Here is a 26,125-nt window from a genome sequence, read left to right as displayed (position 1 = left end):
CGATGAGCTGGATGATCGTCTCGCTTCTGGTGGGGCTCGCCGGGTCGGTGGTGCTCGGCGTGCTCGCCCTGCGCGCGCTGCGTGCGGGCGCCGCGCTGCGCCGCGAGGTCGACCGCACCCAGGGCAGGCTGGAACCCGTCCGGATCCTGTTCGGTGATCGCACCGGGGAGATCCGCCCGCCCCGGAGATGAGCCGGTGGGGGTGAGAGCGCGCGCCGGGGAGCGTACGATCGGGGCAGAGACCGCACGTCGCTCGGCGTAAGGATGTGTAATGCCCACTCTCGGACCCACTGAGCTGATCATCATCGGCCTGATCCTGGTGCTGCTCTTCGGAGCCAAGAAGCTGCCGGAGGCCGCCCGCGGGCTGGGCCGGTCGCTGCGCATCTTCAAGTCGGAGACCGCCAAGCTCCGCGAGGAGGACGAGGCCGAGAACACGACCGCCACGGTCGTCCAGGCCCAGCCCGCCGTCGCCCCGGCCCCCCAGCCGATCCCCCCGGCCGCCTCGGTCCCCACGCCCCAGCCGGTCCCGGCCCCCCAGCCGGTCTCCGTGCCGAGCGCGGAGGAGGAGGCCCGCCGCCTGGAGGAGGAGGCGGCCAGGCTGCGCGCCCGCTCCGCCGCGCCCAAGGCGCAGTGATCGGCGGTAGCCTGAGGATCTCCCCGATCAATCGACTCGTCACCCCAGGATTCGCGAATGGCGCTGCTGAAGTGGCCCAAGCCGGGCCGGAACGGGGCGTCCCCGCCCGCTGAGGAATCCGGCGACGGCCGGATGCCGCTCATGGAGCACCTGCGCGAGCTGCGCAACCGGCTGGTCATCGCCCTGCTCGGGCTCGTCGCGGGCACCGTGGTCGGGTTCATCTTCTTCGACCCGATCTGGGAGTTCGTCTCGGCCCCGTACTGCGGGCTGCCACAGGCCCAGGAACTGCGGTCCGGGCAGTGCACGATGCTGATCCTCGGCGTCTTCGACTCGTTCTTCGTGAACCTCAAGGTCGCGGCGATGTTCGGCCTGGTCGTCTCCTCGCCGATCTGGCTGTGGCAGATCTGGGGCTTCGTCACCCCGGGCCTGTACCGCAACGAGAAGCGCTACTCGATCCTGTTCATGCTGCTGGCCGTCCCGCTCTTCCTGGCGGGCGCGGCGCTGGCCTACTTCGTGATGGACACCGGGCTGGCGATCCTGCTCGGCTTCGCCCCGCCCGGGACGGTCACCGGCATCACGATCGACGAGTACCTCGGCTACGCCCTGATCATGCTCATCGTCTTCGGCGTCTCCTTCGAGCTGCCGCTGCTGATGGTCTTCCTCAACCTCATCGGGGTGCTGCCGCACGCACTGGTGGCCAAGCACCGGCGCATGGTCATCTTCATCATGTTCGTCTTCGGCGCCGTGGCCACCCCCGGCGGCGACCCGTTCACGATGATCGCGCTGGCCCTGCCCATGGTGCTGCTGTTCGGCCTGGCCGAGGGCTTCATGTACCTGCGGGAGAGACGGCGGCCCAAGGACGAGGACTTCTCCGGCCTCTCCGACGACGAGGCCTCCCCCCTCGGCGACCCCTCCTCGGGCGCCGCCCTGGACGACCCCTCGCCGCTGGACGAGGTGCAGCCCGTCCCCGCGCCCGCTCCTATCGATTCGAGAACGGCCGATGCCGACCGCACCCCGTAACGGATAGATTCCGTCCGTGCCCGCAGAGATCGCAGTCCTGGTCAACCCCGCCGCCCGGGGCGGCCGCTCGCGGGGCCTGCTCTCCCCGGTGCTCGACCGGCTGCGGCAGGGCGGGCGCGAGGTCTCGGTGATCCTCGGGGACTCCGCCTCCGACGCGCTGGAACGCGCCTGCACGGCCGTCGCCGAACAACCCGAGGCACTGGTGGCCTTCGGCGGCGACGGCCTGGTCCACCTGGCCGTCCAGGCCGTCGCGGGCAGCGGCGTGCCGCTGGGCGTCATCCCGGTGGGCACCGGCAACGACATCGCCGCGGCGCTCGGCGTCCCCCTCAAGGCCCCGCTGGCCGCGGCCGACGTCGTGCTGCGCGGCCGGGCCCGCACCGTCGACGCCGCTCGCGTGGGCCCCGACGAGTGGTTCGCCGGGGTGCTGGCCTGCGGGTTCGACTCCCGCGTCAACGAGCGGGCCAACACGATGACCTGGCCGCCCGGCATGGCCAGGTACCTGGTCGCGCTCGCCGAGGAACTGCGCTCCTTCCGGCCCATCCCGTTCCGGATCGGCCTGGACGGCGAGATCGTCGAGCGCGAGGCCATGCTGGTCGCGGTCGGCAACACCCGCTCCTACGGCGCCGGCATGCGGGTCTGCCCCGGCGCCGTGCCCGACGACGGCCTGCTGGACGTGACCGTCCTCGGCGCCGTCCCCAAGGGGGAGTTCCTGCGCACCTTCCCCCGCGTCTACCGGGGATCGCACGCCTCCCACCCGGCCGTCACCATGTACCGCGCCCGCACGGTCACCCTGGAGGCCCCCGGCGTGATCGCCTACGCCGACGGCGAGCGGATCGGGCCCACCCCGCTCACCTGCGAGATCGTCCCCGGCGCGCTGCAGGTCCTCCTCTAGGGACCGGCCCCTCGCCCCCGGGGGCCCGGACGCCCGGCGGGGCCGGGCCGCGGGCCCGACGGAGGACGGACCGGAATCCCGATATCGGTAGGCTGGGGGTATGACGACCCCAGCGGAACGATACGCTGCCTTCCGTCAGAGCCAGGCCGAGAGCGGGCCCGCGCTGACCTCGTTCCGCGGACTGTACGACTTCGAGCTGGACGATTTCCAGCTCGACGCCTGCCGGGCCCTGGAGGCCGGTGACGGGGTCCTGGTGGCGGCGCCCACCGGCTCCGGCAAGACCGTGGTGGGCGAGTTCGCGGTGCACCTGGCCCTGGCCGAGGGCCGCAAGTGCTTCTACACCACCCCCATCAAGGCGCTCTCCAACCAGAAGTACAACGACCTGGTCCGACGGTACGGCGCGGCCAAGGTGGGCCTGCTGACCGGTGACAACAGCGTCAACGGCGACGCGCCGATCGTCATCATGACGACCGAGGTGCTGCGCAACATGCTCTACGCCGGGTCCGGCACCCTGGCCGGGCTCGGGTTCGTCGTGATGGACGAGGTGCACTACCTCGCCGACCGGTTCCGCGGCGCGGTCTGGGAGGAAGTGATCATCCACCTGCCCGAGTCGGTGCGGCTGGTCGCGCTCTCGGCCACGGTCAGCAACGCCGAGGAGTTCGGCGAGTGGATGGGCGAGGTCCGCGGCGACACCAGCGTGATCGTCGACGAGCACCGGCCGGTCCCGCTCTGGCAGCACATGCTCGTCGGCAACCGCATCTACGACCTGTTCGTCACCGGCGAGGACGACCGCCGCCCCCAGATCAACCCCAACCTGCTGCGCATCGCCAGGGACGAGGAGCGCCAGGCGTTCGGCAGGGGCCGCCGCGGCTACTCGCGCCCCCGCAGGAGCGGCCCGCCCGACCGGGCGGCGGCCATCGAGCGCCTGGACACCGACGCCCTGCTGCCCGCGATCACGTTCATCTTCTCCCGGGCCGGCTGCGACGCCGCCGTCATGCAGTGCCTGCACGACGGCATCCGGCTCACCACCGAGGCCGAACGCCACGAGATCCGGCAGATCGTCGACGAGCGCACCGCGCACCTGCCCGACGAGGACCTGGGCGTGCTCGGCTACCTGGAGTGGCGCGACGCCCTGGAACGCGGGCTGGCCGCCCACCACGCGGGCATGCTCCCGGCCTTCAAGGAGGTCGTCGAGGAACTGTTCACCCGCGGCCTGGTCAAGGCCGTGTTCGCCACCGAGACCCTCGCGCTCGGCATCAACATGCCGGCCCGGTCCGTGGTGATCGAGAAGCTCGACAAGTGGAACGGCGAGACCCACGCCGACCTCACCCCCGGCGAGTACACCCAGCTCACCGGACGGGCCGGGCGGCGCGGCATCGACGTGGAGGGCCACGCGGTCGTCCACTGGCAGCCCGGCACCGACCCGGTCCAGGTGGCCGGCCTGGCCAGCACCCGCACCTACCCGCTGCGCTCCAGCTTCCGCCCCTCGTACAACATGGCGGTCAACCTGGTCGGGCAGGTGGGCCGGGAACGCGCCAGGACGCTGCTGGAGTCCTCGTTCGCCCAGTTCCAGGCCGACCGGGCCGTGGTGGGCATCGCCAAGCAGGTGCGCCGCGCCGAGGAGGCGCTGGAGGGCTACCGCCAGGCGATGACCTGCCACCTGGGCGACTTCGAGGAGTACGCCGCGATGCGCAGGGCCCTGTCGGACCGGGAGGCCGAGCTGTCGCGCCGGCGGGGCGCGGCCCGGCGCACCCAGGCGCTGCGCTCCCTGGAGGCGCTCAAGCCCGGCGACATCATCCGCGTCCCGGGCGGGCGCCGCGCCGGGCTGGCCGTCGTGCTGGACCCCGGCCTCAACTCCCGGGGCGAGGGCCCCTCCCCGCTGGTGCTGACCATCGGCAAGCAGGTCAAGAAGCTCTCCCCGGCCGACTTCCCCGTCCCGGTCGAGCCGGTCGAGCACCTGCGCATCCCCAAGAACTTCAACGCCCGTTCCCCCAAGGAGCGGGCCAACCTGGTCTCCTCGGTGCACGCCAAGATCGGGGATCGGGACTTCGGCAAGCCCGTGCGGGCACGCGACCACGCCGCCGAGGACGACGAGATCATCCGGCTGCGCCAGGAGATCCGCCGCCATCCCTGCCACGGGTGCGACGAGCGCGAGGACCACGCCCGCTGGGCCGAGCGCTACCACAAGCTGCTCCGCGAGACCGAGGGCCTGCGCCGCAGGGTCGAGGGCCGCTCCCACGTCATCGCCCGTACCTTCGACAAGGTCTGCGGGGTGCTCGACCAGCTCGGCTACCTCGACGGGGAGAGCGTCACCGCCGAGGGCCGCAGGCTGGCCCAGCTCTACACCGAGCTGGACCTGCTGACCGCCGAGTGCCTGCGCTCGGGGCTCTGGGACGACCTGGACCCGGCCGAGCTGGCCGCGTGTGTGTCGTCGCTGGTGTTCGAGTCACGTCAGGCCGACGACGCCCGCCAGCCCAGGATCCCCGCGGGCGCCGCCCAGAGGACACTGGCCGACATGGTCCGCCTCTGGGGCGAGCTGGAGGCCATCGAGAGCGACCACGGCCTGTCGTTCATCAGGGAGCCCGACTTCGGGTTCGCCTGGTCGGCCTTCCGCTGGGCCAAGGGCCACACCCTGGACGCGGTCCTGCGCGACGGCGTCGCCGGTGGCGAGCTGGCCGCCGGTGACTTCGTGCGCTGGACCAAGCAGCTGCTCGACCTGCTCGGCCAGATCTCCGACGCGGCCCCGGCCGGGAGCAAGGTCAAGCAGACCGCGGGGAAGGCGATGGACGGCCTGCGCCGGGGCGTGGTGGCGTACTCGTCCCTGTCCTGAGGTCCTCGCGGCGGGGCAGCAGCAGCGGGGTGGCCAGGAGCAGCACGCCGGCGGCCACGATCGCCGCGCGGGGGCCGACGGCTGTGGCCAGCAGCCCCCAGACGGCGGTCAGGGCCGCGATGCCGAGGGTGCCGCCGACCGACCACGCCGACAGCGTGCGGGCGACCCGGCCGGGGTCGGTGTGGTCGAGCCGGTAGGTGGCCAGCACCGGGTTGAACACGCCGCAGCAGGTCACCAGGCCGAGCTGCACGACGATGACCAGCACGATCCCCGGGACGCCGGGCTGGACGAGCGCCAGCCCGACGGGCCAGCACGCGCGCAGCGCCCCGGCGGTGAGCATCACCCCGTGCCGCCCGAACCGCGCCACGAGCCGGCGCGCCAGCCGCGCCCCGACGAGGCCGCCGACGCACGGCACCGCGAACATGAGGCCGTACTCCCAGGGGGCGAACCCCAGCCGGCCGAGCAGGAGCACGGCGAGCAGCGGCTCGGTCGCCATGATCAGGCCGTTGACCAGGATCGTGTTGAGGAACAGCCGGCGCAGCGTCCGGTGGGACAGGATGGCGCGCCATCCCTCGAGCAGGTCGCCGGTGTGCGAGCCCGGCGCGCCGGTGCGCGCGGGACGCGGCTCGTCCCCGCCGATCGCGCGGATGCCCAGTGCCGACAGCAGGTGACTGACCGCGTCGGCCGCCACCGTCACCACCGGGCCGAGCACCCCGATCGCCGCCCCGCCGAGCGGCGGCCCGACCATGATCGCGGTCCATGTCGTGGACTCGAACCGGCTGTTGGCGACGAGCAGGTCCCGCGGCGGCACGAGCTCCTTCAGGTAGGCCCCGCCCGCCGCGTTGAAGGTGATCCTGGCCGCGGCGACGACGACGGAGACGACGAGGAGCTGGACGAAGCCGAGCCGGCCGAGCGCGAACGCCACCGGGACGCTCATCAGCGCCGCGAACCGCACCAGATCCATCGCGATCATCACCGGCCGCTTGCGGCGGAACTCCACCCACGGCCCGAGCGGCACCGCGACCACGGCCCCCACGGTGAGCCCCACGGCGGACAGCGCCGACACCTGGGCCGGCCCGGCGTGCAGCACCAGGACCGCGACCAGAGGGAACGCCCCGAAGGCCAGGCTCGTGCCGTACGAGCTGACCGCGTACGACGCCCACAGCCACCCGAACCGCCGTCCGAGCGCCCGTCCGTCCCTCATCCCCGCCCCGCCCCTCGCCGACCCGTAGAACCGTGTGGTGACCACTGGCATCCAAGCGGCCGGTGCAGGCGGAGATCAAACAACCGTTCGCCTCGTCGGCACAACCTTCCGTTGTGCGGTCACCCTGGCGGCGTGGATCTCGACGCCGTGCGCACCTTCGTGGCCTCCGTGGACGCGGGGCGGTTCCAGGACGCGGCCGACGAGCTGTCGATCTCTGAGCCTCACTCCGCGGTCAGGCTCTCGGCCGCGATCCGGCCGGCCTCGGCGGCCCGGCCGAGGAAGTCGGCGACGAGTTCGAGGTCGGCGTCCTCGTAACCGGCGCAGATGTGCTCCAGCGAGGTGTTCATTCCCGCGAAGAGGCCGAGGAGTTCCGCGTTGCGGTCGCGGCGGGTGCTGATCCGGACGGCGCGGCGGTCGGACGGGTCGCGGTCGCGGGAGATCCAGCCACCGCGTTCGAGCCGGTCGAGGATCCCGGTCATCGTGGCGGGGTGCAGGCCGGTCCGCCGTGCCAGGGCGCTCGGGGTGAGCGGGCCGTGCGCGTTGATGAGGTCGAGACAGTCCAGGTCGACGTCCTTGAGCTCCAGACGGGCGCCGACCTGCCGGTTGAGCAGCGACAGTTGCACGCTCAGCTCGCGCAGCGCCCCCCTGATCGCCACGGTGGCCTGCCGATGCCGGCGAGCCCCGCTCCCAGATGGTACGGAAGTCATATTTTCCTTCCTTGAATCATATGCTACGTTTTCCATATCTTACGAAACTCGTACATTCAGACGTTGCACGTCCAGGGGAACATCATGATCGTTGTCACCGGAGCCACCGGAACCGTCGGACGCCTCGTCGTCGACCTGCTTCTCCAGGCCGGCCAGAAGGTTACGGCCATCACCCGCGACCCGGCCACCGCGGAGCTGCCCGGCGATGCCCAGGTCGTCCGCGGCGACCCGTCCGCGCCGGAGACACTGGGGTCGGCGCTGGACGGGGCCGAGGCCGTCCTGCTCAGCCCGCGGGCCGTCGGGAACGCCACCGGCCGGTTGCCGGCGCTCGCCGCAGATCTCCGGCGCGCGGTCGTGCTGTCGGCCGCCACGGTCGAGTTCCCGGCCGGGCATCCCCGGTTCCACGCCCATTTCCGGGCGGTCGAGGACGCCGTCACGACCTCCGGCCTGGAGTGGACCTTCCTGCGCTGCGCCGACTTCGCCGCCAACGCCCTCGCCTGGGCGCCGCAGATCCGCGCGACCGGCATCGTCCGCGGCGCCTACGGTGCCGCGGCCACCTCGCCCGTCCACCAGCGTGACATCGCGGAGGTCGCCGTCCGGGCCCTGCTCGACGACGGCCACGCCGGGCGCTCCTACGTGCTCACCGGCCCGCAGTCGCTCACCCAGGCCGACAAGGTCCGCATCATCGGCTCGGCCCTCGGCGAGGAACTGGCCTTCCAGGAGGTCTCTCCCGAACAGGTCCGTCAGGGCATGCTCGCCCAGGGTCTTCCCGAGGAGATCCCCGACCGCCTTCTCGGCTCGCTGGCCGACTACGCCGTGCAGGCGGGCCCCACCACGGACACCGTGGAACGGCTCCTCGGCCGCCCCGCCCTCACCTTCGCCGACTGGGCCGCCGAGCACGCCGCCGCCTTCCGGGCCTGAGGGGAGGCCGTCGTGAACCTCTCCCCGATCGCCCGCATCTCCGGCCTGCTGTCCGCCGGCCTGTTCGCGGGCTTCCTCGTCGCGGTCCTCGTTCTCGAACTGTCCCTGCGGCGGTTCGGCGCCTCGGTCTACACCCAGGTCCGTATGGTCGAACTCGACGCCCTCGACAGGCTCGCCGCCGCCACCCTCGTCCCGGCGTTGATCGCCATGACGACCGTCGTCGTCCTCGCCCTCAGGGGCGGGACCCGCGTCCCCAGGCCGCACCTGACGGCACTGATCCTGCTGACGGCGGTCCTCGTCACGACGATCACGGTCAACATGCCGATCAACGCCGACCAGCTCACATGGGACGTCGAAACGCCCCCCGCGGACTGGACGACCGCCCGCGACCGCTGGCAGATCGCCCACGCGGTGCGAACCGTCGCGGCCGTACTGGCGTTCGGCTGCCTGGCCGTGGCGGCTCACCTCGGGACCGGCGTCCCGCCCGACCCGCGTCCCCGCCCGCGCGGACGGATCCTCCCGGTCCCCGCCCCGGACAGGCCTTAGAGCAGGGCGAAGCGGACCTCGCGGGTGGCCGGGTCGGCGCGGGTCAGCCGCACCCGGACGCTCTCGCCCAGCGGCAGGTTCTCGCCGTCGCAGCGCGCCACCACCGGCGGGTCGGTGACCTGCACCTGACCTCCCGGCCGGTCCTCGGCCACGTCGATCACCACGGCCTCGAACGTCTGGCCCACCCGGTCGCGCAGCACGAACGCCTCCACCAGGTCCACGCACGCCCGCTCGACGCTCCCGGCCCGCCGCCCGGTGGCGTGCATGATCTCCGGCAGCTCGCCCATGACCTGCTGGACCTCCTGCGGCACCGGCTCGCCCGCCGCGACGGCCAGGCAGATCTCGGTGGCGTAGCGGTCGATGAGACGCCGCAGCGGCGCGGTCACGTGCGCGTACGGCGCGGCCACCGCGGCGTGCTCGGCCTGCGCGGGCGGCTCCCCGTTGAAGGCCACGTACCCGGCGCCGCGCAGCAGCACCGTCGACTCCTGCAGGAACGCGGCCTGCTCGGGCACCCTCGGGTCGAGGGCGTGCACGACGTCGCCGTACCCGGCGCCCTCGGGCCAGGACACGCCGAGCGCCGCGGCCATCCGCCGGACCTGGGCCACCCGCTCGGCCGGGGCGGGCGGCAGCACCCGCAGCAGGCCGATCTCGGCGTCCAGCATCATCGAGGCCGCGGCCATGCCGGTCAGCAATGAGATCTGCGCGTTCCACGCCTCGGCGTCCAGCGGGGCGCGCAGCTCCACCCGGTAGCCGTCCCCGTCCGGGACGACCTCCTGGTCGGGGGTGGGCAGCGTGACGCCACCCCTGGCCCGCTCCAGGCCGAGCCTGAGCCGGCCGATCTCGGCCAGCAGCCGCAGCGTGCCGTCGGCGGTGCCGGTGTCGATCGCCGCCTGCGCGTAGTCGTAGTCGAGCCGCTCGCGGCTGCGCACCAGGGCCCTGGTCACGTCCGCGCCCACGATCCGTCCCTCGGCGTCCAGGTCCACGCACCACAGCGCGGCCGGACGGTCCACCCCGGGCAGCAGGCTGGCCGCGCCCTCCGACAGCACAGGCGGATGCAGCGGCACCCGGCCGTCGGGCATGTAGACGGTCTCGCCGCGCAGACGGGCCTCGGCGTCGATCGCGCCGCCCGGCCTGACGAACGCCCCGACGTCGGCGATGGCGTACCAGACGCGGTAGCCGCCGGGCCGCTCCTCCAGGTGCAGGGCCTGGTCGAGGTCCATCGCTCCCGGCGGGTCGATGGTGATCATCGGCAGGTCGGTACGGTCCAGCCGGGGCAGGGCGGGCGCCTCGGCGACCCACTCGGCCTCGTCGACCACCGCCCGGGGAAACTCCTCGGGCAGCTTCATCTCACGACGGATCCGCTCGAAACCATCGTCGAGCCGCGGATGGGACTCTCCGGGCACCCGGATGCTCTTGTGAGGCACAGGCAGCAACCTACCGGCTCCCGGGGGACCGGCTCCACGGCCGGGTCCCCCGGGCACCCCGAAGCCCCCGCACCCGGGAACGGGCGCGAACAGGTCGGCCGGGGGCACGTCCTTGAGCACGAAGCCCCCGCACCCGGGAACGGGCGTCACGGCCGGACCCGGCCGAAGGGCGCTCAGAGCGCGGAGATCAGCCGCTCCACCGGGCTGCCCAGGCCGTAGCGCTCGCTCAGCCCGGCCAGGGCCTCGGGGTCGCGGGGCGCGGCCGGGAGCGCGAAACCGGTCTCGGGCACGGGGGCGTCACGGGCGACCCGGACCACCCCCGGCGCGACCCGCAGGTACTCGCGCGCCGCCGAGAGCCTGGCGCGCTGCCCCGCGGTCAGGACGGCCCCGGGACGGTCCGGGCCGCCCTGACCGGAGCCGTCCTCGTCGACGGCCCGCAGCAGCGCCTCCAGCGAGCCGAAGGCGGTGATCAACGCCGCCGCGGTCTTGTCGCCCACCCCGGGCACGCCCGGCAGGCCGTCGCTGGGGTCGCCGCGCAGGGTGGCGAAGTCGGCGTAGGCGCGGCCCGGGACGCCGTACTTCTCGCTCACCGCCGTCTCGTCGACGAGCTGGAGGTTCTTGACCCCCCTGGCGGTGTAGAGGACGCGGACCGGCCGATCGTCGTCGACCAGCTGGAACAGGTCGCGGTCACCGGTGACCACGTCCACCTGGCCGCTCGCCCGCGCGGTGAGCGTCCCCATCACGTCGTCGGCCTCGTAACCGGGCACGCCGACACGGGCGATGCCGACCGCGTCGAGCACCCGCTCCAGCACCGGCACCTGCGGGGCGAGCGTGCCGGGGGTCTCCTCGGCGCCGTCGCCCGCGACCCGGTGGGTCTTGTACGTCGGGATCGCCGCCACCCGGAAGGCCGGCCGCCAGTCGGCGTCCATGCAGGCGACCATCTCCTCGGGGGAGTAGCGCCGGATCAGCATGGCGATCATGTCGATGACGCCGCGCACCGCGTTGACGGGCATGCCGTCGGGGGCGGTCATCGACTCGGGGATTCCGTAGAAGGCGCGGTAGTACAGCGACGGGGTGTCGAGGAGCATCAGGCCGGGCATGCCGACCATCATGCCCTCTCGAAGGGGCCGTCGCCTTTGGACGATGGGGGAATCGGAGCCCGGAGGGTGTCAAGGCCCGAGCGTGCCCTGGCGGATCAGGTCCGCGCATGGAAGTTCTCCGATCGTCGCACATGAGACGGATGACACTGTTGTAATGATCGTGTGATTCTTCAGGTGGGCTCCTCCCTCGGTGTGGCCTGCAACCTGGGATATCACGTGGTGTGGTGCCCGAAGTACCGTCGCTCCGTTCTGGGCGGCCGGATCAGAAATCGCCTTGGCGAGTCGATCCGCGCCCAGGCCGATGGGCGCGGCTGGGAGATCGTGGTGCGTGAGGCGATGCCCGACCGGGTGCATCTGTTCATCGAGCCGCGCCCGAAGGCCTCGCTGTCTTACATGGCCGACCGGTTCAAGGGCTTCACCTTCCACTACCTGCGTGCTGGGTTTCCGCATCTGCGCTCCCAGTTGCCCACGCTGTGGTCGCAGTCGTACGCCATGGCCACGGTCGGCGCGGTGTTCGCCGAGGCGGTGCACCGCTACATCGACACCCGGTACGAGCGTGTCCCCACCGGCGGGGGCGCTCGTGCGTAGGTCGTTCAAGTTTCTGCTGCGCCCGACCGCCAAGCAGGCCGTCGCGCTGGCCGCGTGCCTGGACGACCACCGCGCCCTGTATAACGCCGCGCTGGAGCACCGGCGCATCGCTTATGCCAAAGCCGGGGTGAGCGTCCGCTACGGCGATCAGTCCGCAGAGTTGAAGCACATCCGCGCCGACGACTCCGACGGCCAGGGCCGGTGGTCGTTCTCCTCCCAGCAGGCCACGTTACGCCGTCTGGACAGGGCGTTTGCAGCGTTCTTCGCTCGCGTCAAGGCCAGCCGGACGCCGGGTTTTCCCCGCTTCAAGGGCAAGGGTCGCTTTGACACGGTCGAATGGCCCAAAGACCGTGACGGATGCCGCTGGGATTCCCAGCCCGGACACCCGTCCGTGACGTTCGTCCGCCTCCAGGGCGTCGGGCACGTCCGTGTCCATCGGCATCGCCCCGTGCGCGGCCGGGTGAAGACGATCAGTGCGAAACGGGAAGGTCACCGCTGGTACGTGATCTTGTCATGTGACGACGTGCCCACTGAATTCCTGCCCGCCACCGGCGCTGCCGTCGGGATCGACATGGGCGTCGCCTCGTTGATCATCACTAGCGATGGCGAGCACCTGGAAAACCCGCGTCATCTGGCTGCGTCCGCCGACCGACTCGCGGTGGCGCAGCAGGTTCTCGCCCGTACCAAGCGGGGCTCCAATCGGCGCCGTAAGGCCGCCGCCCGAGTCGCCGCCCTGCACGGCAAGGTCCGCCGTCGGCGCCTGGACGGCGCGCACAAGGTTGCCCTGTATCTGGTCCGCGCTCATGACGTCATCGCGCACGAGGACTTGCGGGTCACGAACATGACCCGCTCGGCCCGTGGCACCGTGCAGGCTCCCGGCCGGAACGTCGCAGCCAAGTCCGGGTTGAACCGGAGCATCCTGGACGCGGGTTGGGGGGTGTTCCTGCGGGTCCTGTCGCACAAGGCTGAAAGTGCCGGTCGAGAGTTGATCGCGGTGAACCCCGCTGGCACCTCCCGCACGTGCGCCGCCTGCGGGCACGTGGCTAAGGAGAACCGTGTCACTCAAGCCGGGTTCCGGTGTGTGGCGTGCGGGCACAGCGCGCACGCCGACGTGAACGCGGCGACCAACATCCTGCGGGCAGGGCTTGCCCTTCGTCAGGCTGCGAAAGCAGCTTAGCGAGCAGCCGCTCCCTTTCAGGAAGCGGCGGAGTCACTTAACCAATCAGCTGAGGACGCCGACGGCCAGCACGCAGGTGTCGTCCTCGGGGTTGGCGCCGCCGACCACCTCGATGAGCCGGTCGAGCCCGTCCTCCAGGTCCCCGCCCGGCAGGGCCGCCGCCGCGGCCATGGTCAGCGCCACGCCCTCGTCGATGTCGCGGGTACGCCGCTCCACCAGCCCGTCGGTGAACAGGAGCAGCAGGTCGCCCGGGTGCGACCGGAACGAGGCCAGGCCGTACGGCTCGTCCGAGGTGGCGCCCAGCAGCACCCCGGCGGGCGGCTCCAGCTGGACGGCCGTCCCGTCGCGGACCAGGATTGGGGCCGGATGACCGGCCTGCGCCCAGCTGAACGTCCCGGTGACCGGGTCGAGATGGCCCACGACGGCGGTCGCCGTGGTCTCCGGCATCCGCCGCAGCACCAGGTCGTTGAGCCAGGTCAGCAGCCGGTCGGGGGAGTGGCCGGTCATCGCCAGGCCGGCCAAGGCGTGCCGGAGCTGGGCCATCTGGGCCAGCGCGGGCATCCCGTGCCCGGCCACGTCGCCGATGGCGAGCTGCACCCCGCCGTCGGACAGGCGGACGGCGTCGTACCAGTCGCCGCCGAGGCCGCTCTCGACGCCCGCCGCCGCGTAGCGCACGGTGACGCGCGCGTACGGCAGGTCGATCGTGCCGTCCAGGCCGGGCATGATCGCCTCGCGCAGTGCCACGCTCATGTGGTGCTCCTCGGCGGCCTGTTCGCGCACCCGCAGCAGCATGTCCCGCGAGTCCGACATGATGCGCTCGGCGCGGCGGCGGACGGTGACGTCCTGCACGACGCCGTGCACGGCGGCGCGCTCGCCGCTCACGACCGGGTCCAGCACGATCCGCAGGTGGCGGAGCTCACCGTGGCGGCGGACGCGGAACTCGGCCTCCCCGGGCACGGCCCGCCGCACGACGGACCGGAGCAGCCGGTCCACCCCGGGCCGGTCGACCGCCTCGGCGTGACCGGTGAGGTCGCACAGCGGGATCGGCCCGTCGCCGGGGTCGCGGCCGAACATGGCGTACACCCCGTCGGACCAGGTGGCCTCCCCGGTCCGGAGATCCCACTCGGCCCAGCCCATGTCGCCCAGCCGTTCCGCGTGCGCCAGGCGTGCGGTGAGGAGGTGTCGCTCCACGGCCATGTGCCCGTCCGGCGCGTCGTGCCGCCACCGCGTCTTCTCGGCGACGGCGGTCGGGGCCGGAAGGGTCACCTGGTCGTTTCGTGGGTGGAGGGGTGGCTGGTGGCCGCCCACTACGCCGACCATGTAGCTCGCTCTCGGAATGCGTGGCTTTACGGATATCGTGCCAACGAAATGTGATCGTACTTCAACAGATTGTAGTGGTGGGATCGCTCCCTCGCCTTCCTTTCCGTGACTTTCGGGCCCCCTGACCCTCCTGATGCGCCGTCGTCCCGGCCGGATTAGATTGGTCGGCGTGACAACGGAGTCCTCTGATCTCTATCCCGTGACCCGCCTGGCCGCCGCCCGCGAGGCCACGGCCGTCGCCGGGCTCGACGCGCTGCTGCTCACCCCGGGTCCCGACCTGCGCTACGTGACCGGCTACGAGGCGCTGCCGCTGGAGCGGCTGACCTGCCTGGTGCTCCCGGCCGGGGGCGAGGCGTTCATGATGGTGCCCCGCCTGGAGCTGCCCGCGGCCGAGCGCTCCCCGGCCTCGCGCCTGGGCCTGGAGTTCGTCCCCTGGGACGAGACCGACGACCCCTACGCGACCGTCGCCGCCAGGCTGGGCCGCCCTGGCAGGGTCGGCCTGGCCGACCGGATGTGGGCGATGCAGTCGCTGCGCCTGCGCGAGGCGATGCCCGGGGCCGAGCAGGTGCTCGCCGGGACGGTCCTGCGCGGGCTGCGCATGCGCAAGAGCCCGGCCGAGGTGGCCGCGCTGCGCGAGGCGGGCGCCGCGATCGACGCCGTCCACGCGCAGGTGCCCGGCTTCCTGAGGGCCGGCCGGACCGAGCGCGAGATCGGCAGGGACATCGCCGAGGCGATCATCGCGGCCGGGCACTCCACGGTCGACTTCGTCATCGTCGGCTCCGGGCCCAACGGCGCCAGCCCGCACCACGAGCTGTCGGACCGGGTGGTCGCCGAGCGCGAGCCGATCGTGGTCGACATCGGCGGCCAGATGCCCGGCGGCTACTGCTCGGACTCCACCCGGGTCTACGCGATCGGCGAGCCCCCCGCGGGCTTCCTGGCCTACTACGAGGTGCTGCGGCGCGCCCAGCAGGCCGCCTGCGACGCGGTGCGCCCCGGCGTGCCGTGCGAGGCGATCGACGCCGCCGCGCGCGAGGTGATCGCCGCCGAGGGCTACGGCGAGTACTTCATCCATCGGACCGGCCACGGCATCGGCCTGGAGACCCACGAGGAGCCCTACATCGTCGCGGGCAACGCCGAGCCGCTGGCGCCCGGCTTCGCCTTCTCCGTCGAGCCGGGCATCTACCTGCCCGGCGCCCACGGCGCCCGCATCGAGGACATCCTCGTCTGCACCGAGGACGGCGGCGAGCGGGTCAACCACCGTACCCGCGAGCTCGTGGTCGTCTGAGACGGCGGCCCGCCTCCTCCTGCCGCGGGGCGGGTGCCAGAATCGGGGTGGCCGGTGATCCCGGCCGTCCCGCCGTCCGCGCCAGGACCTGGAGCACGCGGAAACCACCCCCTCCCGTCGGATCACGGGGCGGGGTCCTCACGCTGGAGGATTCAGATGACCGTTGAGCGCGTCCTGCCGACCGGCGACGCCCATGACCTGCTGGACCTGGTCCGCGACCTGATCGCCAAGGAGGTCGCGCCCCGGGCCGCGGCCGACGAGGCCGCCGGCACCTTCCCGCGGGAGGTGTTCGGCACGCTCGGCCGCGCGGGCCTGCTCGGCCTGCCCTACCCCGAGGAGCACGGCGGGGCGGCGCAGCCGTACGAGGTCTACCTGCAGGTGATCGAGGAGCTCGCGGCCGGCTGGCTGGCCGTGGGCCTGGGCGTGTCGGTGCACACCCTGTCGTGCTTCCCGGTGGCCGCCTACGGCACCGACGACCAGCGCGCCGCGCTGCTGCCCGAGATGCTGGGCGGGGAGTGGCTGGGCGCCTACTGCCTGTCGGAGCCGCAGTCGGGCTCCGACGCCGCCGCGCTGACCACCCGGGCGGTCCCCGGCACGGACGGCGACGACGGCTACACCGTGGACGGCGTCAAGGCCTGGATCACCCACGGCGGCGCCGCCGACTTCTACACGCTGATGGCCCGCACCTCCGCCGACGGCGCCCGCGGCATCTCCTGCTTCCACGTGCCCGCGGGCACCGAGGGGCTGTCGTTCGGCGCGCCCGAGCGGAAGATGGGCATGAAGTCCTCGCCCACCGCCCAGGTCCGCTTCGACGGGGTGCGCCTGCCGGCCGAGGCGCTGCTCGGCGCCGAGGGCGAGGGTTTCCGGATCGCCATGGCCGCCCTGGACGGCGGCAGGCTCGGCATCGCGGCCTGCGCCGTCGGCGTGGCCCAGGCCGCCTACGACGTCGCCGCCGCCTACGCGGCCGAGCGGCGCCAGTTCGGCTCGCGGATCATCGACTTCCAGGGCGTCGGCTTCATGCTCGCCGACATGGCCACCCAGATCGCCGCGGCCCGCGCCCTCTACCTGGACGCAGCGAGGCTGCGCGATGCCGGCCGGCCGTACGGCACGCGGGCGGCGATGGCGAAGCTGTTCGCCACCGACATGTGCATGAAGGTCACCACCGACGCCGTCCAGGTCCTCGGCGGGTACGGCTACGTGGAGGACTTCCCGGCCGAGCGGCACATGCGGGAGGCCAAGGTCCTGCAGATCGTCGAGGGCACCAACCAGGTCCAGCGCCTGGTGATCGGCCGCGCCCTGGCCAGGCAGGTCACGGACGCCGGACGCTGACCCCCGCGTCCCGCCCGGCCCCGCCCGTCCCCGTCCGCCGGGGCCGGGCGGGGCGCGACGCCGGTACCCGCCCGCCCGGGACGGTCCCTAGAGCCCGTAGCCCTCCAGCAGGCGCAGCCAGACCTCGCTGACCGTGGGGAAGGACGGCACGGCGTGCCAGAGCCGCTCCAGCGGCACCTCGGCGGTGACCGCGATCGTGGCGGCGTGCAGCAGCTCGCCCACGGCCGGTCCGGCGAACGTCACCCCCAGCAGCACGCGGCGCCGCTCGTCCACGACGGCCTTGGCCCGGCCCCGGTAGCCCTCGCCCTGCAGGTAGGCGCCCGTCACCTTGCCCATGTCGTACTCGACGACGCGTACCTCGAACCCGGCGGCGCGGGCCTCGGCCTCGGTCCGGCCGACCGAGCACACCTGCGGGTCGGTGAAGACCACCTGCGGGGCTCCGTACGCGTCCGCGGTGTCGCGCAGCGCCGGGAGGTCGTCGGGGCCTCCCTTGGCGCGCGCGGCGATGACGTCGCCGCACACCCGCGCCTGGTACTTGCCCATGTGGGTGAGCAGGGCCCGGCCGTTGACGTCGCCCACCGCGTACAGCCAGCCGTCGCCGACGGCGGTGGCGCGCATGCTGTCGTCGACCTCCACGATCTTCCCGGCCTCCAGGCCGACCGTCTCGAGGCCGAGGTCACCGGTGGCCGGGCGCCTGCCGGTGGCCACCAGCAGCTCGTCGGCCTCCACCGGCGGCCCCTCGGACAGGTGGACCGTCACCGGGCCGCCCGGCCGGGGCCGTTCCACCCCGGTCACCCGGACGCCGGTGCGGACCGTGATGCCCGCCTCGGCGAACGAGGCGGCCACCAGCTCCCCGGCGAACGGCTCCATCCTGCCCAGCAGCCCGCCGCGCGCCAGCACGGTCGTCTCGGCGGCGCCGAGGCCGTGCATGGCCTGGGCCATCTCGCAGGCCACCACGCCGCCGCCCAGCACGGCCAGCCGCGCCGGGACGCTCCCGGTCACCGTCACCTCGTGGCTCGTCCACGGGGACGCCTCGGCGAGGCCGGGGACCGGCGGGACGGCGGCCGCGCTCCCGGTGGCCAGCACGACCGCGTGACGGGCGGTCAGGGTGCGGACCGAGCCGTCCCGTGCGGTCACCGCGACCCGCTTCGGGCCGTCCAGCCGCCCGTGCCCCCGGACGAACTCCGCGGGCACCCCCCTGATCCACTCCACCTGGCCCGTGTCGTCAAGGTGGGACACGGCCTCGTCGCGCCGGGCGAGCACGGCGGCGGTGTCGATCGGCCCCATGGTCAGGCCCGGTACCCGGGAGACCTCGGCGACCAGGTCCACCGGGCGCAGCAGCGCCTTGCTGGGGACGCACGCCCAGTACGAGCACTCCCCGCCCGCCAGGTGGCCCTCGACGATCGCCACGGTCAGCCCGCCCTTGACCGCGCGGTCGGCGACGTTCTCGCCCGCCGGGCCCGCGCCCACCACCACCACGTCGAACTCGTCCGACACGACGTACCTCCCATAGGAAAACCAGGTCACCGGTCCCGCGGCGCGTCGGCGGCGCGGGGTCGTACCAGCTTCGCATCCCGGCGCCGGGCGGCACCGCGGGCGGGGCCCGGCGCGTCCGGCAGGTCGTTCCCGGCCCCCTGCTCCCGGGGCCGGTCCGCGGGTCCGGCCCCGGGAGCAGGGGGCCGGGTCCGGCCTGGGGTGAGGACCCGGGTCCGGTCTCGGGTGAGGACCTGGGCCCGGTCTCGGGTGCCCCGGGCGGAGGGCGGGGCGGGAGCGGGGTCAGCGGCGGCGGCCGCGGGCCTTGAGCGGGGTCAGCGGCAGCTCGGGCGCGGGCAGCGGGGCCGCTCCCGCGCCGGGCACCGTGCCGAACGCCTCGCCCTCCGCCCACTCGCGCCGGAACCGGACGATCTCCTCGTGGCTGCGGCCGACGAAGTTCCACCACATGACGATGCGCTCCTCGAACGGCTCGCCGCCGAGCAGCAACAGCCGCCCGCCCCCCCTCGGAGCGCAGCTCCAGCTCGTCGCGTCCGCAGCCCAGGTGCAGCAGCGGCCCGGGGGAGAGGTCGGTGCCGGCGACCCGCACCGTGCCGGACAGGGCCAGCACGGCGTACTCGAAACCGGGGCGCAGCGCCAGGCGCGTCCCGGCACCCGCCTGCAGGGCCACCTCGGCGCCGACCAGCGGGGTGTGGACCGTCGCCGGGGACGCGACGCCGTCCAGCTCACCCATGATCACGGTCGTGGTGACGCCCGGCGAGACCGGGCGGGGCAGGTCCGCGTGGTGCTCGAAGGCCGGGGCGGTCCCGCGGGCGTGCGAGGGGAGCGCCACCCAGAGCTGGACCCCGTGCAGCCGGGCGCCGGGGACCGACTCCTCGGAGTGGGAGATGCCGCGCCCGGCGGTCATCAGGTTGAGCCCCCCGGGGGTGATCGTCTGCTCGCTGCCGAGGCTGTCGCGGTGCAGGATCTCCCCCTCCAGGAGCCAGCTCACGGTCTGCAGGCCGGTGTGCGGGTGCGGAGGGACGCGCATCGTCGCCCGCTCGGGACCGTAGTGGTCGACGAAGCACCAGGCGCCGACCATCCGCACGTCCCGGTTCGGCAGGGTCCGGGTGACCCTCATCGCCCGGGGGCCGCCCAGCACCACGTCCCGGCCGTCCAGCAGCTCCTCGACCGGCCCGGCCGCCCCGTCCGCCGGGCCGCCGCACGCCGACTCCCGCGGATCCGTCTCCAGATTGCTCACCCGGTGACCCTACGTCCCGATCCGCCCCCGCCGGGCGCCCGGGTCCGTGACCTTCCCGGGGACGGACCGCCTGCGTGTTCGCGAGCCGGTTCCGGTATCTTTCGTCCACCCCTCGGACCTCCGGACGCCGAGGGCCGGAACACCGTGCGAAGTGAGAGGGCGATGACCACCGAGACAGCTGCTCCCCCCCGGTCTCGGCAGAGCCGCTGGAGCGCGCAGACATGGTTCAACGTCGTGCTGCTCGCCATGGCCGTTCTGCTGGCGATCTCCGCGGTCGTCGGCGCCACGGTCCTGAAGAACGCGGCGTCGGCCTCCAACCGCCTGATCGACCACATCTCCATCGGCCGGATCCAGGCCGAGCGCCTTCAGGCGACCCTGCTGGACCAGGAGACCGGCATGCGGGGCTTCGTCATCACCGGCAACGAGGAGTTCCTGCAGCCCTACGTCGACGGGCGCCGGGAGCAGACCACGGTGTCGGCGCAGATCAGGGGACTGGTCCCCGGGGCCGCGCCGCTGCGGGAGCTCGACACCGTGGAGAGGCTGGCCGCCGACTGGCGGGCCCGGTACGCCGAGCCGATGATCGCCACGGCCAGGGAGAAGGGCCCCGAGAGCGTGAGCGGGACGCTGATCGCGGAGAGCAAACGCTCCTTCGACCTGGTCAGGAAGGCCCTCGACGTCCAGAACGCCGCCTGGACCCAGGCCAGGAACGAGGCCCGCGTCGAGCTGGACGCCGCCCGCACGCTCAGGGACATGACCTTCTTCGGCATCCTGGTCGCCTTCCTGATCACCATCATCACGGTGGCGGTGCTGCTGAGGATGGCGGTGTTCAACCCCCTGACCCGGCTGCGGGAGGCGTCCCGCAGGGTCACCATGGGCGACTTCGACCACCACGTCGACACCGGAGGCCCGGCCGACCTCGCCGAGCTGGCCGGGGACATGGAGGCGATGCGCAGGCGCATCGTCAGCGAGCTGGAGGAGGCCAGGGCCTCGCGGGTCCAGGTCGCGGCCCAGGCCGAGGAGCTCAAGCGCTCCAACGCCGAGCTGGAGCAGTTCGCCTACGTGGCAAGCCACGACCTGCAGGAACCGCTGAGGAAGATCGCGTCCTTCTGCCAGATGCTGCAGCAGCGGTACGCCTCCCAGCTCGACGAGCGGGCCAACACCTACATCGACTTCGCCGTCGACGGGGCCAAGCGCATGCAGGTGCTCATCAACGAGCTGCTCACCTTCTCCCGGGTGGGCCGCATCACCAGGGAACCCGTCGAGATGGACCTGAACGACGTGGTCGGCAGGGCCCTGGCCAACCTCTCGGCCGTGGTGGAGGAGTCCGGGGCCGAGGTGGAGATCGGCGACCTGCCGGTGATCGTCGGCGACCGGACGCAGTTCGTGATGCTCTGGCAGAACCTCATCGGCAACTCCCTGAAGTTCCGCGTCCCCGACCGCGCGCCACGGGTGAGGATCGAGGCCGAACGGGTGGAGCTGGAGCCCGGCGGGGCGGGGGAGTGGCGGATGACCGTGACCGACAACGGCATCGGCATCGCCGCCAACTTCGCCGACAAGATCTTCGTCATCTTCCAGCGGCTGCACCAGCGGGACGCCTACGAGGGCACCGGCATCGGCCTGGCGCTCTGCAGGAAGATCGTGGAACAGCACGGCGGCACGATCCGGCTCGACACCGAGCACACCGGCGGGGCCCGCTTCATCATCACGCTGCCGGCCCCGCCGCTGCCGCCCGCCACCGAGGAGGAGCCCGCCGAGGAGGAGTTCGCCGGGGAGAGAGCCGCCACCGCGGAGAAGTCCGCCGCCGAGGAGAAGTCGTCCCCGGTGAGCGGGGAGCCCGAGGCGGGCGAGGAGACCGGCGCGGGCGGGCGGGACGCGGCGGCGGGCCGGGAGGTGCCCGCCGGGACCGGGCCGCGGGCTCCCAAGGGCGAACGGGCGTCCCCCGATCCCGGCGGGGAGGGCTCCGGGGCTCCGGTCGCGGCCGGTGGCACGGGCGGGCCGTCCGCGGGAGGCGAGGCCGGGACCGGACGGTGAGGCCACTGCGGTGTGCCCTCCCCGGGACCGGACGGTGAGGCCGGGGGGGTGCGCGCTTCCCGGAGCCGGCCCGTGGGGCCGGGGGGGCGTGCTTTCCGGGGCCGGACCGTGATGCCGTGACGGTGCGCGCGCTCCCCGGGGCCGTTACCGTGTGACGGATGGAGGAGATCGACCGCCGTATCATCACGCTGCTGGCCCGGGACGGCCGGATGAGCTTCACCGATCTCGCCAGGGAGACCGGGCTGTCGGTGTCGGCGGTGCACCAGCGGGTGCGCCGCCTGGAGAAGCGCGGCGTGCTCCGCGGCTACGCGGCGCTCGTCGACTACGACGCCATCGGCCTGTCGCTCACCGCCTTCGTCTCCATCAAGCCGACCGACCCCGCCGCCGCCGACGACGCCCCGGAGCGGCTGGCCCACCTGAGCGCCATCGAGGCGTGTCACAGCGTGGCCGGGGACGAGAGCTACATCCTCAAGGTCCGGGTGGCCTCGCCGATCGCGCTGGAGGAGCTGCTGAACCAGATCCGCTCCGCCGCCAATGTGTCCACCCGCACGACGGTCGTGCTCAGCACGCCGTACGAGCACCGCGTCCCGGAGCCGGCCGGACCGGAGGACGGCAGGTCCGACGAGCGCACCTGACCCCCGCCACCCCGGCCGGAAATTTACCGACTTGCCGGACAAGGGGTAGGTGATTCAAGCTCGACGGATGGCCGCCCAAAAGATCATCATTGACTGCGATCCCGGGATCGACGACGCGCTGGCTCTCGTCCTCGCCCACGGGAGCCCCGACCTGGAGATCCTGGCGATCACCACGGTCGGCGGCAACGTCGACCTGGACAGGACCACCGACAACGCGCTGCGGCTCCGAGAGTTCCTCGGGCTCCGCGGCGTGCCGGTGACCCCGGGCAGCGCGGGCGCCCTGATGCGTCCCCGGGTGAACGCCGCCGAGGTGCACGGCGGCTCGGGCCTGGGAGGGGCGCTGCTGCCCCCGCCGACGCTCCCGCCCGCGGACGGGCACGCCGCCGACGTCATCGTCGAGACGCTCAAAGCCGACCCGGGCGAGGTGACGCTGGTCGCCATCGGCCCGCTGACGAACGTGGCGCTCGCCGTGCTCAGGGAGCCCCGCGTCGCCGAGTGGGCGCGGGGGATCACCATCCTCGGCGGGTCGTACACCCGGGGCAACTTCTCCCCGGCGGCCGAGTTCAACATCGCCGCCGACCCCGAGGCGGCCGCGATCGTCTTCGGGGCCGGCTGGACGGTGACCATGATCGGGCTCGACGTGAGCCGCTCCGCGACGGTCACCCGGGCCGTGGTGGAGCGGATGGAGACCATGGGCAGGCTCGGCGGCGGGCTGCTCGTCCCGTGCGTGCGCTTCCACGGCACGATCACCGACGACGGCGGCCCCGCGATGCACGACGCCTGCGCGATCGCCCACCTGATCGACCCGTCACTGATCACCCTCGTCCCCGCCGTCGTCGACGTCGAGACGACCGGCCGCTTCACCTCGGGGATGACCGTGACCGACTTCGCCCCGCGGGGCCGCACCCCCAACGCCCTGGTCGGCACGTCCCTCGACGCCGGCCGCTTCTGGGACCTCCTGCTGGACGTCTACGCCGGGGTGGCGGCCTCGATCGAGGCCGGGGGACCCGCCGGACCCTGCGCAGTGACCGTCCGCGCCCGGCCGCCCCGCGGGCGCGCAACGGTCCTACGGCCGGGCACCCCCCGCACCCGGGACCGCCGCGGGCGAGCCCCTCGCACCTGGGACCGCCGCGGGTCCGGGCACGCCGCCTCCCGTACGGGGCCTGGCGCGCGGGTCAGCCGGCGACGGGAGGGGTGTGGTACTCCTCGTCGGTGACGTGCTCGCCCCATTCGGTCTCGGGGACGCCGCTCTCGCCGGTGCCCTCCCACATGGCCAGGTGGGTCATGAAGTGGTCGGGGGCGGCGCCGTGCCAGTGCCACTCGCCGGGCGGGGTGTGGACGGTGTCGCCGGGCCGCATCACGACGACCTCGCCGCCGCGCGAGCACACCAGGCCGATGCCCTCGGTGACGTGCAGGGTCTGCCCGGCGGCGTGCCGGTGCCAGGCGGTACGCGCGCAGGGCGCGAAGCGCACGATGTTGACCCGCATCCGGGACGGTTCGGTGCCGGCGTGGACGACGTCGAACCAGACGTCACCGGTGAACCACTCGGCCGGTCCCCTGCCGGTGGGGCGTTTCCGCAGGACCTCCATGCGTGCTCTCCTTCGTCCGGTCCCCGGACCGGGGCGGGTCGGATCGGGTCGGCGGCGCGGGCGAGAAGATCCGGATCGTGGCCGGGGACGTGGTCCGCGCCGGAACCCCCTCCGCCCGGCGTGTCGCCTCACGCGGTGTCACGGCCGGTCGTGGCCGCCCTCGCGGCAGGGGTCCCCGTACGACCCCGCGCCCCGGGACTTCCATGGGAGGCCAGCCTATCGGCGCCCGCCGGACGGCCGTCACCGGGCAGGAAGGAGGGCCCGGGACTCACCCGGGCCCTCGGTCCCGGCGTCAGTGGTAGAAGCCCTCGACCGGGACGCGTGCCTCCTCGAACAGGGCGGGGCCCTCCTGGGGGACCCGGGGCCACCCGCCGCCCGGCTTGAGCCCGTCGAGCTGCTCGTTGGACAGCGCGTACACCACGCGCCCGAGCCCGGACCGTTCGACGGCGCCCTCGCACATGGGGCAGGGCTGGCAGCTGGTGTACATGGTGGTGGCCGCGGCGGTGGCCGGATCCAGCTCGCGGGCGGCCCACCGGGCCAGCTTCAGCTCGGGATGGGCGGAGATGTCGCCGTCGCTGGTGACCGTGTTGTGGTCCTCGGCCAGCACGGCGCCGTCCGGTCCCACCAGCAGCGATCCGAAGGGGGCGTCCCCGGTCGCGCGGGCTCGCGCGGCCAGGGCGATGGCCCTGCGCAGGAAGGTCTCGTCCTCAGGTGTCATGGTCGCTCCGTTCACGGGTGGCGGGTGTGCGGGGCCACAGGTCGGCCACGGTCGCGAGCGCGCGCCAGGCCGCCTGCGGGTGGAAGGTCTCGGCGGGGTCGGAGCCGAACGGGTCGAGCACGACGGTCTCGGACCCGAGCAGGCGCAGTTCTTCGAGATCGTCGAGGATCTGCTCGGCGGTGCCCACGCCGGCGAGCCGCTCGGGACCGGTGACCGGCGCGTCGGTCAGGCGCAGGACGATGCGGGGGGTCAGGGCGGGCACCGGCCGTTCCAGCTCGTCCGCGACGGCCTTCAGCCGGTCCACCGCGCCGCGCAGCCACGGCAGGGTCATCCGCAGCGGGTGCCACGCCTCGCCGAGGCGCACCGCGCGGCGCAGGCCGGCGTCGCCGTTCCCGCCGACCCAGATCGGTATCCTCCCGGCGCGGTAGTCCTCCTCGTCCGCCCAGGCGGCGTGCATCGCCCGCAGGTGGTCGTCGGTCAGCCGCCCGCGCCGCTCGAACGGCACCCCGAGCGCGGCGAACTCCTGGCGCGCCCAGCCGGTGCCCACGCCGAGGATCAGCCGGCCGCCGCTGATGCGGTTGAGGTTCGCCGCCATCCGGGCCGTCAGCAGGGGGTGGCGGTAGGGCACGATCAGCACCGAGGTGCCGAGCATGACCCGCTCGGTGAGGCCGGCCAGCCAGGACAGCGTGGTGAACGGCTCGTAGAACGGAGCCGGGTAGTGCTCGGCCACGTCGGACGTCACCACGACGTGGTCGGAGATCATCAACAGGTCGTAGCCGAGGGCCTCCACGGTCCGTGCCCAGCGCCCCAGCACGTCCGGATCGGTCCCCGGCCCGAAGTTCGGTATGTTCACCCCGATTTTCATGATGGGGACACTACCCAGGCGATCCCCGGCTCTGAAGGCGTCGTTCGCGGTGTTCACCGGCCCTGGCCGTGGATCTGCCGGTATGTTCGGCGGATGGCCGAGGATCTCGACGAGACCGACTGGGCGATCCTGGTGGAGCTCCAGCGGGACGGCCGCGTCCCCCTCACCGAGCTGGGACGGCGGGTGAACCTCAGCGCCTCGGCGACCACCGAGCGGGTCAGACGGCTGGAGACGCTGGGCGTCATCACCGGCTACCGGGCCGACGTCGACCTGGAGAAGGTCGGTTTCGCCGTGCTGGCCCTGGTGCGCCTGAAGTACCCCGGCAGCCGGCACGAGCCGCTGCGCCGGCTGCTCGGCGAGCGCCTGGAGATCCTGGAGTGCCTGCGCACCACCGGCGACGACTGCTACACGCTGAAGGTGGCGGCGGGTTCCATGGCCCACCTGGAACGGATCGTCGACGAGCTGGCGCTGTTCGGCAGCACGACCACCACCGTCGTCTACGGCCAGACCCTGGCCTACCGGGGTCCGCGGACCCCGCCCGCCGGCCTCCGGTAGGGCTTCGCCGGACGTCCGCCCCGGG

The 26,125-nt window shown here is 73.3% G+C and carries 25 protein-coding genes and 1 pseudogene; 15 read left to right on the top strand and 11 right to left on the bottom strand.

Translation table 11 applies throughout. The features are described from left to right. Positions 1-2: 2 nt before the first annotated feature. The 5 genes from ABD832_RS32255 (at position 3) to ABD832_RS32235 (ending at position 5,375) form a co-directional block, all read left to right on the top strand. Positions 3-191, top strand: coding sequence for a hypothetical protein (locus tag ABD832_RS32255; RefSeq protein WP_344902985.1), 189 nt, complete (start codon positions 3-5; stop codon positions 189-191). A gap of 79 nt (positions 192-270) precedes the next feature. Further along, entirely contained in the window at positions 271-633 is a 363-nt protein-coding gene (tatA, locus tag ABD832_RS32250) for a Sec-independent protein translocase subunit TatA (RefSeq protein ID WP_344902982.1), read from the top strand. A 57-nt stretch (positions 634-690) separates the two neighbouring features. Beyond that, positions 691-1,653 (top strand): twin-arginine translocase subunit TatC, encoded by a 963-nt coding sequence (gene tatC / locus ABD832_RS32245; protein ID WP_344902979.1) that lies wholly within the window; start codon positions 691-693, stop codon positions 1,651-1,653. Positions 1,654-1,669: 16 nt separating this feature from the next. After that, the gene (locus ABD832_RS32240; RefSeq protein ID WP_344902976.1) at positions 1,670-2,545 is read left to right on the top strand and encodes a YegS/Rv2252/BmrU family lipid kinase; all 876 of its coding nucleotides are present in this window, start codon (positions 1,670-1,672) and stop codon (positions 2,543-2,545) included. A 100-nt stretch (positions 2,546-2,645) separates the two neighbouring features. Continuing rightward, positions 2,646-5,375, top strand: coding sequence for a DEAD/DEAH box helicase (locus tag ABD832_RS32235; RefSeq protein WP_344902973.1), 2,730 nt, complete (start codon positions 2,646-2,648; stop codon positions 5,373-5,375). Here the strand turns inward: ABD832_RS32235 and ABD832_RS32230 are convergent. Continuing rightward, on the bottom strand, positions 5,305-6,579 hold the full coding sequence (locus tag ABD832_RS32230; protein ID WP_344902970.1) for an MFS transporter: 1,275 nt from the start codon (positions 6,577-6,579) through the stop codon (positions 5,305-5,307). The genes ABD832_RS32235 and ABD832_RS32230 overlap by 71 nt on opposite strands. Positions 6,580-6,800: 221 nt before the next feature. Beyond that, positions 6,801-7,235: a MarR family winged helix-turn-helix transcriptional regulator gene (locus ABD832_RS32225; RefSeq protein ID WP_344902967.1), complete on the bottom strand. Its 435-nt coding sequence runs from the start codon at positions 7,233-7,235 to the stop codon at positions 6,801-6,803. 135 nt (positions 7,236-7,370) lie between these two features. On the opposite strand from ABD832_RS32225, the gene ABD832_RS32220 reads away from it, so the two are divergent. Both ABD832_RS32220 and ABD832_RS32215 read left to right on the top strand, forming a co-directional pair. Beyond that, complete coding sequence (locus tag ABD832_RS32220; protein ID WP_344902964.1) at positions 7,371-8,207, top strand: NAD(P)H-binding protein; 837 nt, start codon at positions 7,371-7,373, stop codon at positions 8,205-8,207. A gap of 12 nt (positions 8,208-8,219) precedes the next feature. Next, positions 8,220-8,753 (top strand): anthrone oxygenase family protein, encoded by a 534-nt coding sequence (locus tag ABD832_RS32215; RefSeq protein ID WP_344902962.1) that lies wholly within the window; start codon positions 8,220-8,222, stop codon positions 8,751-8,753. On the opposite strand, the gene ABD832_RS32210 is transcribed toward ABD832_RS32215, so the two are convergent. Next, a complete protein-coding gene (locus ABD832_RS32210; RefSeq protein ID WP_344902959.1) occupies positions 8,750-10,177 on the bottom strand; it encodes an RNB domain-containing ribonuclease in 1,428 nt (475 codons plus the stop codon). The genes ABD832_RS32215 and ABD832_RS32210 overlap by 4 nt on opposite strands. A gap of 173 nt (positions 10,178-10,350) precedes the next feature. After that, complete coding sequence (locus ABD832_RS32205) at positions 10,351-11,277, bottom strand: 5'-3' exonuclease (RefSeq protein WP_344902956.1); 927 nt, start codon at positions 11,275-11,277, stop codon at positions 10,351-10,353. Positions 11,278-11,439: 162 nt separating this feature from the next. Between ABD832_RS32205 and tnpA the strand changes: the two genes are divergently transcribed. Together tnpA and ABD832_RS32195 are read left to right on the top strand one after the other, a co-directional pair. Continuing rightward, on the top strand, positions 11,440-11,865 hold the full coding sequence (gene tnpA, locus ABD832_RS32200; RefSeq protein ID WP_344902953.1) for an IS200/IS605 family transposase: 426 nt from the start codon (positions 11,440-11,442) through the stop codon (positions 11,863-11,865). Next, complete coding sequence (locus tag ABD832_RS32195) at positions 11,858-13,042, top strand: RNA-guided endonuclease InsQ/TnpB family protein (RefSeq protein WP_344902950.1); 1,185 nt, start codon at positions 11,858-11,860, stop codon at positions 13,040-13,042. Before tnpA ends, ABD832_RS32195 begins: the two co-directional genes overlap by 8 nt. A 45-nt stretch (positions 13,043-13,087) precedes the next feature. Here the strand turns inward: ABD832_RS32195 and ABD832_RS32190 are convergent, their stop codons facing one another. After that, complete coding sequence (locus tag ABD832_RS32190) at positions 13,088-14,308, bottom strand: PP2C family protein-serine/threonine phosphatase (RefSeq protein ID WP_344902947.1); 1,221 nt, start codon at positions 14,306-14,308, stop codon at positions 13,088-13,090. 223 nt (positions 14,309-14,531) lie between these two features. On the opposite strand from ABD832_RS32190, the gene ABD832_RS32185 reads away from it, so the two are divergent. Both ABD832_RS32185 and ABD832_RS32180 read left to right on the top strand, forming a co-directional pair. Next, on the top strand, positions 14,532-15,647 hold the full coding sequence (locus ABD832_RS32185; RefSeq protein ID WP_344902944.1) for a M24 family metallopeptidase: 1,116 nt from the start codon (positions 14,532-14,534) through the stop codon (positions 15,645-15,647). 156 nt (positions 15,648-15,803) lie between these two features. Continuing rightward, positions 15,804-16,976, top strand: a complete 1,173-nt coding sequence (locus ABD832_RS32180) for an acyl-CoA dehydrogenase family protein (RefSeq protein ID WP_344902941.1) — start codon at positions 15,804-15,806, stop codon at positions 16,974-16,976. A gap of 87 nt (positions 16,977-17,063) precedes the next feature. Here the strand turns inward: ABD832_RS32180 and ABD832_RS32175 are convergent, their stop codons facing one another. From ABD832_RS32175 to ABD832_RS32165, 3 genes and pseudogenes are all read right to left on the bottom strand, one after another. Continuing rightward, positions 17,064-18,473 (bottom strand): dihydrolipoyl dehydrogenase family protein, encoded by a 1,410-nt coding sequence (locus ABD832_RS32175; RefSeq protein ID WP_344902938.1) that lies wholly within the window; start codon positions 18,471-18,473, stop codon positions 17,064-17,066. 279 nt (positions 18,474-18,752) lie between these two features. After that, complete coding sequence (locus tag ABD832_RS32170) at positions 18,753-18,956, bottom strand: pirin-like C-terminal cupin domain-containing protein (RefSeq protein ID WP_344902935.1); 204 nt, start codon at positions 18,954-18,956, stop codon at positions 18,753-18,755. A gap of 400 nt (positions 18,957-19,356) precedes the next feature. Next, a pseudogene (locus ABD832_RS32165) lies at positions 19,357-19,548 on the bottom strand (pirin family protein); the annotation flags it as partial. Between the two features lie 321 nt (positions 19,549-19,869). Between ABD832_RS32165 and ABD832_RS32160 the strand changes: the two are divergent. The 3 genes from ABD832_RS32160 (at position 19,870) to ABD832_RS32150 (ending at position 23,589) form a co-directional block, all read left to right on the top strand. Then, positions 19,870-21,738, top strand: a complete 1,869-nt coding sequence (locus tag ABD832_RS32160) for a sensor histidine kinase (protein ID WP_344902932.1) — start codon at positions 19,870-19,872, stop codon at positions 21,736-21,738. A 158-nt stretch (positions 21,739-21,896) separates the two neighbouring features. Continuing rightward, positions 21,897-22,373, top strand: coding sequence for an Lrp/AsnC family transcriptional regulator (locus tag ABD832_RS32155; RefSeq protein WP_344902929.1), 477 nt, complete (start codon positions 21,897-21,899; stop codon positions 22,371-22,373). A 67-nt stretch (positions 22,374-22,440) separates the two neighbouring features. Next, on the top strand, positions 22,441-23,589 hold the full coding sequence (locus ABD832_RS32150) for a nucleoside hydrolase (RefSeq protein WP_344902926.1): 1,149 nt from the start codon (positions 22,441-22,443) through the stop codon (positions 23,587-23,589). Here ABD832_RS32150 and ABD832_RS32145 read toward each other — a convergent pair. The 3 genes from ABD832_RS32145 to ABD832_RS32135 all read right to left on the bottom strand — a co-directional run bounded on the left by ABD832_RS32145 (position 23,549) and on the right by ABD832_RS32135 (position 25,545). Then, positions 23,549-23,962, bottom strand: a complete 414-nt coding sequence (locus tag ABD832_RS32145) for a (R)-mandelonitrile lyase (protein ID WP_344902923.1) — start codon at positions 23,960-23,962, stop codon at positions 23,549-23,551. The two genes, ABD832_RS32150 and ABD832_RS32145, sit on opposite strands and share 41 nt — an antisense overlap. A gap of 292 nt (positions 23,963-24,254) precedes the next feature. Next, a complete protein-coding gene (locus ABD832_RS32140) occupies positions 24,255-24,680 on the bottom strand; it encodes a nucleoside deaminase (protein WP_344902920.1) in 426 nt (141 codons plus the stop codon). After that, on the bottom strand, positions 24,670-25,545 hold the full coding sequence (locus ABD832_RS32135) for an LLM class flavin-dependent oxidoreductase (RefSeq protein ID WP_344902917.1): 876 nt from the start codon (positions 25,543-25,545) through the stop codon (positions 24,670-24,672). Before ABD832_RS32135 ends, ABD832_RS32140 begins: the two co-directional genes overlap by 11 nt. A 93-nt stretch (positions 25,546-25,638) precedes the next feature. Here ABD832_RS32135 and ABD832_RS32130 point away from each other — a divergent pair, with 93 nt between their 5' ends. Further along, complete coding sequence (locus tag ABD832_RS32130) at positions 25,639-26,100, top strand: Lrp/AsnC family transcriptional regulator (RefSeq protein ID WP_344902914.1); 462 nt, start codon at positions 25,639-25,641, stop codon at positions 26,098-26,100. Positions 26,101-26,125 lie beyond the last annotated feature (25 nt).

The organism is Streptosporangium longisporum, from assembly GCF_039534895.1.
In the GTDB taxonomy this organism is placed as follows: domain Bacteria; phylum Actinomycetota; class Actinomycetes; order Streptosporangiales; family Streptosporangiaceae; genus Streptosporangium; species Streptosporangium longisporum.
Note: the sequence above shows the minus strand (reverse complement) of the source record. Positions and strands in the feature narration are given on the sequence as shown.

Excerpts from the sequence above, each read along its gene's own strand:
- ABD832_RS32230 (WP_344902970.1), bottom strand. The coding sequence starts at position 6,579 with ATGAGGGACGGACGGGCGCTCGGACGGCGGTTCGGGTGGCTGTGGGCG.
- tatC (WP_344902979.1), top strand. The coding sequence starts at position 691 with ATGGCGCTGCTGAAGTGGCCCAAGCCGGGCCGGAACGGGGCGTCCCCG.
- ABD832_RS32145 (WP_344902923.1), bottom strand. The coding sequence starts at position 23,962 with ATGGAGGTCCTGCGGAAACGCCCCACCGGCAGGGGACCGGCCGAGTGG.
- ABD832_RS32135 (WP_344902917.1), bottom strand. The coding sequence starts at position 25,545 with ATGAAAATCGGGGTGAACATACCGAACTTCGGGCCGGGGACCGATCCG.
- ABD832_RS32180 (WP_344902941.1), top strand. The coding sequence starts at position 15,804 with ATGACCGTTGAGCGCGTCCTGCCGACCGGCGACGCCCATGACCTGCTG.
- ABD832_RS32150 (WP_344902926.1), top strand. The coding sequence starts at position 22,441 with ATGGCCGCCCAAAAGATCATCATTGACTGCGATCCCGGGATCGACGAC.
- ABD832_RS32160 (WP_344902932.1), top strand. The coding sequence starts at position 19,870 with ATGACCACCGAGACAGCTGCTCCCCCCCGGTCTCGGCAGAGCCGCTGG.
- ABD832_RS32220 (WP_344902964.1), top strand. The coding sequence starts at position 7,371 with ATGATCGTTGTCACCGGAGCCACCGGAACCGTCGGACGCCTCGTCGTC.
- ABD832_RS32140 (WP_344902920.1), bottom strand. The coding sequence starts at position 24,680 with ATGACACCTGAGGACGAGACCTTCCTGCGCAGGGCCATCGCCCTGGCC.
- tatA (WP_344902982.1), top strand. The coding sequence starts at position 271 with ATGCCCACTCTCGGACCCACTGAGCTGATCATCATCGGCCTGATCCTG.
- ABD832_RS32235 (WP_344902973.1), top strand. The coding sequence starts at position 2,646 with ATGACGACCCCAGCGGAACGATACGCTGCCTTCCGTCAGAGCCAGGCC.
- ABD832_RS32155 (WP_344902929.1), top strand. The coding sequence starts at position 21,897 with ATGGAGGAGATCGACCGCCGTATCATCACGCTGCTGGCCCGGGACGGC.
- ABD832_RS32205 (WP_344902956.1), bottom strand. The coding sequence starts at position 11,277 with ATGCCCGGCCTGATGCTCCTCGACACCCCGTCGCTGTACTACCGCGCC.
- ABD832_RS32255 (WP_344902985.1), top strand. The coding sequence starts at position 3 with ATGAGCTGGATGATCGTCTCGCTTCTGGTGGGGCTCGCCGGGTCGGTG.
- ABD832_RS32130 (WP_344902914.1), top strand. The coding sequence starts at position 25,639 with ATGGCCGAGGATCTCGACGAGACCGACTGGGCGATCCTGGTGGAGCTC.